Raw genomic sequence first — 7,351 nt, forward strand, 5'->3', positions numbered from 1 at the left:
CGCTTCCAGCTTTCTACTTGAATAAATATTGCTCATATAGCCAAATACGAGCACTTTTAACAGCATCTGGGGATGGTAACTTGCCGGACCGGTCAGGTAGTAGGCGGCATTGAGCGGCTCTAAATTGATCTTATTGATCACATCGTTGACCACCCGGACAACGTGCCCTTTGGGGACAAGATCTTCTAAACTTGGAGGAAGCAGCATCAACTGATGCTGGTGATAAGGCTTGAAATTAGGCTGTCGGCGACCCATTTTTCTTTGGTTTGCTTATAACTAAAGATAATCAATCCAGAAAAATTACCCAAACCTCTAAAATGAAAAAAGACTGCCTCATTTGAGACAGCCTCTTCTTTTTATTTATTAACAAATACTACGGCCCGAACGCTATCTAACCTTTACTCCGATTATAATCCCGGTTGCCCAAACCTGCTTTGTCAGCACAATGTCATTTCTGCTGTCGAGATATTCAATCAGATTACGGGCTTTTATGTCGTGACCTTCCGGCCAGTTGGGCTGGGGAAGCATGTCGTCGATAATGTAAAATCCACCTGGATTGAGCATGTCAAGTACTTCGTCCAAAAGCAGGTACTTACCATGCCAGGTATCAGCGAAAATGTAATCGTATTTCTCCTCCTTGTGCGCTTCAATCCACGCTGCGCCATCGGTTAATACCAACGAGAGACGCGGATCGGCGCCCAGAAAGTGATCGGCTATTTTCAGGAACTTATCCTCATTATCAATGGAAACGAGACTGGAATTCGCATCCATTCCGTCGAGTATCCAGCAGGTCGATAACCCTGTCCCTGTACCTAGTTCGAGGAATTTACCGCCAGGTTTCGACGCAGCCAGTGTTTTCAGCAACGAGCAGGTATGTATGTCCGAGGCCATCGTGAAACCCGATTCTTTTGTCTGCTCATCAATGGCGACATAAGTTTTTGGAATAGGTTGAACAATTTCTTCCGTCATGTGAAATGGTGTGATTGGTGGATACTGACGTGAAAATAGTCCGCAGCCCTTCAGAATCAAATAGTTGCTGCATCCTGCATGTATGTTGTAACCGGTTAATAAGAAAGTTGGTCAATAAAGTTGTCAGCAGATTCTGTCCGGATTCAAATTCTTTACTTTTAACGCGGCATTCGCCACTCTCAACTAAATCATTCAACGTTCCACCTACAATCATTTCTTATGAAAAGACGATTCCTGCCTTCAATTCTTGCATCCCTGCTTCTTTTTGCCGCTGTAATTGCATGTACAGACCACGTTGTACCTATTCCTGAGCCAACTGAGCTTACTGCATCCAACCTGTTTTCCGGCTTACGTGCGCCGATCGGAATGGATAAAGATAACAGAGGTAATCTCTGGGTTTCAGAGATCGGTACCGGTAACAATGACGGTGCAGTTGTAATGATCACCCCGGATGGTACCAAGACTACATTTGCCAGCGGGTTTACCTCAGTAATGGGTCCCGAGGGCGGAGCGGAAGGTATCAGCCACGTAATGTTCCACGACAGCAAGCTATATATACTGCATGGGATCGACGGTAAACTTTACATCGCAGATGTATCGAATTTCAATGCCGGCGATGCACAAAAGTCTATTTCTGACCTGATTGTTCACGAATACGGCAATCAAATCAGGGCATTGGGATTGACTACGCCTGTCAACTCTAACCTGTACTCCATGACCGTAGGTCCTGATGGCAACATCTATATGGCTGACGCTGGGGCTAACGCAATTTTCAAAAGAGACAATAACACCGGAGCGATCAGCCTTTTTGCAGTACTTCCTAAGGTAGGCACAGCACCGATCGTAGATGCCGTACCAACCGGAATTGTTTTCGACGGAAGTAAATTCCTGATCAGCACGCTTTCAGGCGGACCATTTGTTCCGGGCAGCGCGAAGATCTTCGCTGTGGATATGAGCGGCCACGTTAGCATTTACAAAGATGGCTTTACTACATTGACGCACATCACACTGACTGCCAACAACAAGCCGCTTGTTGTGAAACTTGCAGACTTCGCAGGAGGCTTCACGCCATTCACAGGAGCTGTCCTGAACGAAGACGGAAAGGTATTGCTTGGGGGCTTGATGATGCCGACGGACATTAAACGCACAGGTGATCGCGAGTTTTATGTGATCAGCATGCCGCTGGGTACCATTCAAAAACTGACTTACTAAACATCAGCAAACAAGAAAAATCGCCGCTCCTAACCGGGGCGGCGATTTTTTTATGCTTAATCCGGAATGCCGGGCTACCGCACTTCTTTTGGATTAACAACCTGCTTGGGCGCATCTTCGGGCATTTTGTCGCCGAGTAGCTTGCCCCAGGGTTTCAGTTCCTCGATGCGGTCGAAAATAATTTTCAATACAGCGACAAACGGAATCGAGAGGAACATCCCACTGACTCCCCATAGTGTACCTCCAAGCAGCACAATGAGAATGGATATCAATGCATTAACTGACACTTTGGAAGATACAATCCGCGGTACAATGATGTTGTTGTCAGCAAATTGGATGAGCGAGTAAGCGCCCACGATCAACAGCGGCGTAGTGATCCCGTCTTTGGTAATAAATGAAATCAGTACCGGAAGAATAATCGCGATTAATCCTCCTATATACGGGATCAGGTTCAGTATTGCGCCGATCACGCCGAGCAGCAAGCCATACTTAACTCCCAGAATAAGCAATGCAGCAGAATTCAATGCGGCTATAATGGAAGTCTCGATCATCAGGCCGACGATATAGCTCTGTACAGCACCTTTCGTCTCCTGCAAAATCTCAGCGACTTGCTCTGAATTATTTTCATCAAAAACTTCGAAAATAAAATTGAGGATCAGCGGCTTGTAGTAAAGAAGAAGGAAAATATAAAGTGGGATAAGTACAAAGAAGCTCAAAATGCCGAATACCGTATTCAACGTTTTCCCCACATAGGTTTTCCCACTGTTCATCGCTTCGTCCAATGCGTCGTTAACCATACTGGTCTGCTTCTCATTAGACACATTAAATTTGACCGAGAGCCAGGATTGTAGTTCGTGAATTAGTGACGCTGCCTTCGTTTTAAGCTGCGGAAGCATTTCACCAAACTGAGCGATCTGCGAAGAAAGGAAAAATGCAATTCCCGCAACAACGAGAACTGCGAGGAGAATCGTAAGTACAATCGCAAGTATCTTGTTGATATTCCATTTTTGAAACCGATTGTAAAGCGGATTGAGCAAAATGGCGATCAGCCCGGCGAAAGCGAAAGGCACAATGATATCCTGCAAAAGATGCATGAAATAGAAAAGCAGGTAAAGCCCGATGAAAACCATCGGCGCCTGTATGTAGAATGGATATTTCCGCTCTACGGGGAAAATTTGAGGCTGAGATGCGTCATTATCGTCAGGCTTCTTGGAGAAAAATCCCATATAAATGGTTGTCGATTAAAGTTGATTAGCTGCGGCCTTCATAGTCAGCAACATCCTGATCGGAAATCTCGACGATAGAAATTACCTCTCCTTTCACCTGCTCCGGTCCTCCCCTGTTCACAACGTTCGTAATATACGACTGACTTGGAAAAGTATCATTCTGAATAATGTGCCGCTCGAAAGTCAATATATTTTCCTCAGAAGTCGAAGCGATGGTAATCATGAAATTGCGCATGGTTTTGTGTTTTGGTGACAGATGCTAAACGTATAATAAGTATGCCGGGCTGGCATTATTGTTGAGCAAAGCTATGGAACACAAACTGCTGCACTATGCCGGAAGGTCCGTCTATTATTATTTTGAGAGAAAAGATTGAAACGCTCAATCTGAAAGGAAAAACAGTCCGTCACGCCGAGGGTTACGCCAAGATTGATATGGACAGGCTGATTGGTAAGAAAGTAACCGATTTCAAATCCTGGGGTAAACACTTTCTGATCTGCTTTGAAGATTTCACCGTCCGCATTCATTTCCTGCTATTCGGAAGTTACCTGATCGACGAGCAGAAGAAAACTAATCCGCGCCTGACTTTGCTCTTTGACGAACACGAGCTCAACTTTTATGTATGCTCAGTTGTAGTACTGGATGAACCTCTGGGAGATATTTATGATTTCTCGGGAGATGTAATGTCGGAAAACTGGGATGCAAAAGCTGCATTAAAGAAGCTGAAAGCCCGACCCACAACGCTCGCCTGCGACGCGCTGCTTGACCAGGATATCTTTGCCGGAAGTGGTAACATCATTAAGAATGAGGTGCTATTCCGCATTAAGGTCCACCCACTCAGCGCAATAGGCGAAATACCAGGCAAGAAGCTGCAGGAAATGGTCGAAGAAACGCGGAACTACTCGTTTGATTTTTTAGAATGGAAAAAGGAAAACACACTGAAAAAGCATTGGCTGGCACATACAAAGAAGATCTGTCCGCGCTGTAACATTCCTTTTCACAAAGAGTATCTTGGTAAAACAAAGCGGCGAAGCTACTTCTGCGAGAGTTGCCAGGAGCGGTTTTGATCAAGCACCATTTCATTGACACGTTTTAACCATAGCCGTTTACCATGCACATTCCAGTGCCCGTCGCTTTTATGAAACCATTCGGGATGTGGAAGCAGATAGTCATGAACGTTCAACAATGGCGCTTCCAAATGGGGATTCCTGGCTATGCGTGTAATTTGACGATTATGGGGAAACCGGTCCGGCTCGCAAACAGTTACCTTGTTTGGAATAAAACAGAAGTAAACTTCTGAAAAGCCCGAATGAAGGTAATGCGAGCGAATTCGGTTCATGTGAATGACCACAGTTATCGAAAGGAGGATTACACCGCTACGCCCATCCTTCCTGTTTTTTCCTATTCTACTCTACCAGCCTGCGTTCTGTTCCAGCTTTGGATTCAATGCTATTTCGTTCGAAAAACTTGCCGCCCTTGAAACAGATCCGGTGACAAACAAACAAAACACAACTTATTGTCTAAGAGAAGGATAATAGCGCTACCTTCACCGGATCCGGCTTTCGGACTACGCTGAATCTTCGCTTTTTGCAAACAACATTTGATACACTGATCGACAGCTACATCGATCATAAAGTGGGGATAGCAGAAAATTTCCTGAGCGATTTACTCGCTGCAAACCTGAAGAGTAATTTGTACAAGTTGCTGGAAAGTAATCAGTTTCAATCTGCCGGCACAGGAAATGAAAAGATTGTACTACACGACAAGCTGTACCGCAGCGACCTCATCTACTGGCTCGACCGCAAGCACAACGATGCTTTTGAAAATCAATTTTTTGATCTGATCGACGAGTTTGTAGCATACCTGAACAGTACCTGTTACACGGGCATTACGGGTTATGAATTTCATTATGCGTTGTATCCCGAAGGCAGTTTTTACAAGAAACACCTGGATCAGTTTCGCAGTAATCCAAGCCGGCAATATTCGATGATCACTTATCTCAATGCGGAATGGAGCGATGGCGATGGCGGCGAGCTCCGGATCCACCACGCTAACCGGGCGCAGGATATTTCGCCTGTCAGCGGGAAAAGTATCTTCTTCAAAAGCAGCGAGCTGGAACATGAAGTACTGCTGACCAACAAAGTGAGACTGAGTATTACGGGCTGGCTGAAAGTAGGGTGATAAACTAGGTTATCAGATCTTTAATCCGAACAGGAACCCAAATCTCTTCTTCCGACTCAGGGTCATTGTTTTTGTACTTCGCGCCGAGCAATTCGAAATGCGGCCGGCTGTCTACTTCGAACTCAGAAGATGGCAGCCAGATGCCAAAGATCCATTTAAAGGTTTTTTCAAATTTATCTGGTATTCCTTTGTAGTGAAACACCGCGTACATACCAGCCGGCAATATAAATGTTTCCATTCCCTGCGGTACCTGATCAAAATCGCTGACTTCAACGGCAGCCCATTTCTCAAATACACTGGCTGGTGAAAAGAAATCCTGATCGTAAACTTGCATAGAGATCAGGTCTGTCGAAACTGCGTTGGTAATCTCCTTCCTACGGGGCATAAACCCGCTCCACAGCTGGAAAGTCTTGTTTTCAGTCAAAGACATTTGCATGTGCTGACCGACCAGTTTCTTTTCCGGTATATTCTCTATTCTTGGAAACATGTTCTGTTAAGGTTGAAAAAGATCCAGCTGCACCACGGGAGCACCCAGCAGCGGAAGCACGTCTACAACATCATACTGGCGCCGTTTGTCATTATACTTCCTGATCGCAAATGCATTGCAATGGAAGCTCGCTTCATATTTGGTGAATATGGAATAAGCCAGCGCAACCCACTCTCTCGACAGCCGCCTCCCAATGGACATATGCGGGTTTTTAGATTCGTCAGCCCACTTTCGCATGTACTGCTTTTTGATCTTTTTGTCAAAAGTCGTCATAACTGTTGCAGTCCGTTTACGGATTTCTTCAGAAGAATCTTCCGTTAATCTGATGTAAAAAGCAGAAAAGTTACCCCGGTCAAAATCCTCGAAACCGGAAAAGACAATATTAAAGGGATCGAGCTCAGATACAATTCGGCGGTACTCTGCCAAAATATATGCGTAATCGTCTTCACTTGCTTCAAACCCATCGAGTGAAATATGTGCCTCTGCATTCGCGCTGCCATAACTTTTACCGATTGCACCACGGTACTGCTGCTTCATTTCGGCTACTTCTTGCAGGATTGTAGCGCTGGGCATGATGGCGAGGGAGTAGGCGGCTAGGATTGGCATTTGAATTCTGATTGTTTGTCGTAAAAGTATTTAAGTGAAGCGATTTTTGGAAATGACTTATGTTCCGTTAAGTTAAATCGAGCTTTCTTGCCCGGAGTCTTGTCTTACCTGATTGCATTGATCAGGATTATAAATCCTTCCGAAAGCGTTACCTTTTTTCTGGTGTGGCGTAAATATTAAAGACGAAGTCACAAAATGGTCTTTGTTATGTCAGATAACAAATTTATATCTAATGGATTTATTTTAACTGTGAATGTTTAAAGCAGTTTTACAACAAGCGCTACGCGATCGTTTGGACTGGCTAACGCAGAAAGAAGTGGACGAGATTTTTGATCAAATCAGTACTCTGGCAAAGATTATAGAAGAATTAGAAAGGAAACATTATATAATACTCCCAAAAATCTGGACAGCTACTTAAATTTCTATTTTAGTAGTTAACTATGAAAAAGGAACGCAGAAAATTCAGCGCAAGCTTCAAAGCCAAAGTGGCCATTGAAGCTATCAAAGAGGTTCAGACCGTCCAGGAACTAGCCTCCAAGTATGAGATTCATCCAACGCAGATAGCGGCCTGGAAGCGGGAGTTTCTGGAAAAGGCGGAGCTCGTGTTCAGCAAAGAGGTACCGACGGCTGGGAATGACACTGAAAATACAAAGGAGAAAGAATTGTATTCCA

10 protein-coding genes are annotated in these 7,351 nt (G+C 44.7%); 4 read left to right on the forward strand and 6 right to left on the reverse strand.

The window, feature by feature from the left end:
- Positions 1-255, reverse strand: a 255-nt coding sequence (locus Q369_RS28005) for a transposase (protein ID WP_035333703.1), incomplete at its 3' end; no start/stop codon positions are given.
- 132 nt (positions 256-387) lie between these two features.
- A complete protein-coding gene (locus Q369_RS0121855; RefSeq protein WP_031529868.1) occupies positions 388-969 on the reverse strand; it encodes an O-methyltransferase in 582 nt (193 codons plus the stop codon).
- 219 nt (positions 970-1,188) lie between these two features.
- Between Q369_RS0121855 and Q369_RS0121860 the strand changes: the two genes are divergently transcribed.
- Positions 1,189-2,181 (forward strand): ScyD/ScyE family protein, encoded by a 993-nt coding sequence (locus Q369_RS0121860; protein ID WP_031529869.1) that lies wholly within the window; start codon positions 1,189-1,191, stop codon positions 2,179-2,181.
- 74 nt (positions 2,182-2,255) lie between these two features.
- Here Q369_RS0121860 and Q369_RS0121865 read toward each other — a convergent pair whose 3' ends face one another.
- Positions 2,256-3,407 (reverse strand): AI-2E family transporter, encoded by a 1,152-nt coding sequence (locus tag Q369_RS0121865; RefSeq protein ID WP_051664212.1) that lies wholly within the window; start codon positions 3,405-3,407, stop codon positions 2,256-2,258.
- A 25-nt stretch (positions 3,408-3,432) separates the two neighbouring features.
- Positions 3,433-3,642, reverse strand: coding sequence for a hypothetical protein (locus Q369_RS0121870; protein ID WP_031529871.1), 210 nt, complete (start codon positions 3,640-3,642; stop codon positions 3,433-3,435).
- A gap of 95 nt (positions 3,643-3,737) precedes the next feature.
- Here Q369_RS0121870 and Q369_RS0121875 point away from each other — a divergent pair, with 95 nt between their 5' ends.
- Both Q369_RS0121875 and Q369_RS0121885 read left to right on the forward strand, forming a co-directional pair.
- Positions 3,738-4,472, forward strand: coding sequence for a DNA-formamidopyrimidine glycosylase family protein (locus tag Q369_RS0121875; protein WP_031529872.1), 735 nt, complete (start codon positions 3,738-3,740; stop codon positions 4,470-4,472).
- A 520-nt stretch (positions 4,473-4,992) separates the two neighbouring features.
- A complete protein-coding gene (locus tag Q369_RS0121885; RefSeq protein WP_031529874.1) occupies positions 4,993-5,586 on the forward strand; it encodes a 2OG-Fe(II) oxygenase in 594 nt (197 codons plus the stop codon).
- 4 nt (positions 5,587-5,590) lie between these two features.
- Here Q369_RS0121885 and Q369_RS0121890 read toward each other — a convergent pair whose 3' ends face one another.
- Positions 5,591-6,073 (reverse strand): GyrI-like domain-containing protein, encoded by a 483-nt coding sequence (locus Q369_RS0121890; protein ID WP_031529875.1) that lies wholly within the window; start codon positions 6,071-6,073, stop codon positions 5,591-5,593.
- A gap of 6 nt (positions 6,074-6,079) precedes the next feature.
- Complete coding sequence (locus Q369_RS0121895; protein WP_031529876.1) at positions 6,080-6,679, reverse strand: 2'-5' RNA ligase family protein; 600 nt, start codon at positions 6,677-6,679, stop codon at positions 6,080-6,082.
- Positions 6,680-7,119: 440 nt separating this feature from the next.
- Here Q369_RS0121895 and Q369_RS0121905 point away from each other — a divergent pair.
- Positions 7,120-7,351, forward strand: a 232-nt coding sequence (locus Q369_RS0121905; RefSeq protein ID WP_031529877.1) for a transposase, incomplete at its 3' end; no start/stop codon positions are given.

The sequence above is a fragment of the Dyadobacter crusticola DSM 16708 genome (assembly GCF_000701505.1).
GTDB lineage: Bacteria > Bacteroidota > Bacteroidia > Cytophagales > Spirosomataceae > Dyadobacter > Dyadobacter crusticola.

Coding starts and splice junctions, on each gene's coding strand:
- Q369_RS0121855 (WP_031529868.1), bottom strand. CDS start 969: ATGACGGAAGAAATTGTTCAACCTATTCCAAAAACTTATGTCGCCATT.
- Q369_RS0121860 (WP_031529869.1), top strand. CDS start 1,189: ATGAAAAGACGATTCCTGCCTTCAATTCTTGCATCCCTGCTTCTTTTT.
- Q369_RS0121865 (WP_051664212.1), bottom strand. CDS start 3,407: ATGGGATTTTTCTCCAAGAAGCCTGACGATAATGACGCATCTCAGCCT.
- Q369_RS0121870 (WP_031529871.1), bottom strand. CDS start 3,642: ATGCGCAATTTCATGATTACCATCGCTTCGACTTCTGAGGAAAATATA.
- Q369_RS0121875 (WP_031529872.1), top strand. CDS start 3,738: ATGCCGGAAGGTCCGTCTATTATTATTTTGAGAGAAAAGATTGAAACG.
- Q369_RS0121890 (WP_031529875.1), bottom strand. CDS start 6,073: ATGTTTCCAAGAATAGAGAATATACCGGAAAAGAAACTGGTCGGTCAG.
- Q369_RS0121895 (WP_031529876.1), bottom strand. CDS start 6,679: ATGCCAATCCTAGCCGCCTACTCCCTCGCCATCATGCCCAGCGCTACA.